At 71.8% G+C, this 1,556-nt stretch carries 3 protein-coding genes; 2 read left to right on the plus strand and 1 reads right to left on the minus strand.

All coding sequences use genetic code 11. From position 1 onward, the window contains the following. Positions 1 to 329 (plus strand): APC family permease (locus I5G_RS19660; RefSeq protein ID WP_036325453.1); only part of this gene is annotated, 329 nt, incomplete at its 5' end. 51 nt (positions 330 to 380) lie between these two features. Here the strand turns inward: I5G_RS19660 and I5G_RS00310 are convergent. Continuing rightward, positions 381 to 1,226, minus strand: coding sequence for a helix-turn-helix domain-containing protein (locus I5G_RS00310; protein WP_022877265.1), 846 nt, complete (start codon positions 1,224 to 1,226; stop codon positions 381 to 383). Positions 1,227 to 1,326: 100 nt separating this feature from the next. On the opposite strand from I5G_RS00310, the gene I5G_RS19665 reads away from it, so the two are divergent. Next, positions 1,327 to 1,556: SDR family NAD(P)-dependent oxidoreductase (locus I5G_RS19665; RefSeq protein ID WP_036325454.1), on the plus strand; the 230-nt coding region annotated here is incomplete at its 3' end.

A 1,556-nucleotide genomic window follows, 5' to 3' on the forward strand; every position in this document is an offset into this window, starting at 1 on the left:
CCCGTCGGGGGCTCGAGGAGATGGTCAACATCGGCACGCTGTCGGCGTTCGTTCTCGTCTCCGTCGGCGTCATCGTGCTGCGGCGCACGCGTCCCGACCTGAAGCGCGGCTTCCGCGTGCCGTGGAGTCCCGTGCTCCCGATCCTGTCGGCGCTGATCTGCACGTATCTCATGCTCAATCTCTCGGTCGAGACCTGGCTGCGGTTCCTCATCTGGCTCGCGATCGGCTTCGCGATCTACTTCGCCTACTCGCGGCGCCACGCGCGCGTCGGGACCGAAGAGTTCCTGGATCCAGCGAAGCCCGGAGTGGTGGGTCCGCCGAAGGAGTGACCCACCCCACCGGATGCCACGACTCGACGCCGGGTCGTGGCATCCGGTGTCTCAGCCCGCGGTGAACCGCTGCAGACCCAGGACGCCGAGGAGACGGATCTTCTCCTCCGCCTCACTGCGCGGCTCCGGCGTCAGGACGAGGAGCGCCTGACCGCGGTCCTCCGTGAAGAGGACCTGGCAGTCGACCTCGATGTCGCCGAGCTCGGGGTGCACGAGGACCTTGTGGTCGGCGAACCGCTGGGCGACCTCCTGCCGCTCCCACAGGCGGCGGAACTCGTCGCTCCGAGGCAGGATCTCGGCCACGAGCTCGCCCGCGACGGACGCCGGCCCGAGGATCCCGTACGCCGAGCGGAGCCCCGCCACGATCGCGCGGCTCTGGCGCTCGCGGTCGCTCTCCGGATAGATCCCGCGGTCGGTGTGCGGCGGGACGAACCACCGCCACGCCTCGAACCGCGCCCATCCGCGCGCGCCGACGTGGTCACCGAGCAGGGCGACGGCGAGCGCGTTCTGCGCGAGGGTCTCGCCGACGTGCGAGATCACGAGTGCGGGCGTGTCCGACAGCCTCGCGAAGACACGCTGGAGGGCGGGCGAGACGTGATCGGCGCGTCCGAGCCGGTCGGGCACGGCGTGGCCCGCGAGACGGAAGATGTAGTCGCGTTCGTCGCGCGTCATGCGGAGCGCCCGGGCCAGCGCGGCGAGCACGGCCGTGCTCGGCTGCGGCCCGCGCTGTTGCTCGAGACGGGTGTAGTAATCGACGGACATCGCGGCCGCCGCGGCGACCTCCTCGCGGCGGAGTCCCGCCGTCCGCCGACGCGGGCCCTCCGTGAGACCGACGTCCTCGGGGCGCAGCGCCTCGCGACGCGCGCGCAGGAACTCCGCCATGCCGATCCGGTCCATGCCTCCATCCTGCTGCGCCGGGGGAACGGCATCCAGGGATCCCGGGTCCCCCGATGGGGCGAACCTGGATGCCACCCGCCCGGCGCCGAAGACTGGCGTCATGGACATCACCGGAAACATCGTCTTCATCCCCGGCGCGACGAGCGGGATCGGCCTCGCCCTCGCCGAGCGCCTCCACGCCGCCGGCAACACCGTCATCGTGGGCGGACGCCGTCAGCAGCTGCTCGACGAGATCGCGGCGACGCACCCCGGAATCGACACGGTTCGCATCGACACCGCCGACGCGGCCTCGATCGCGCGGGCGACGCGGGAGGTCGTGACGCGTCACCC

This window comes from Microbacterium sp. B19 (genome assembly GCF_000333395.1).
Lineage (GTDB): Bacteria > Actinomycetota > Actinomycetes > Actinomycetales > Microbacteriaceae > Microbacterium.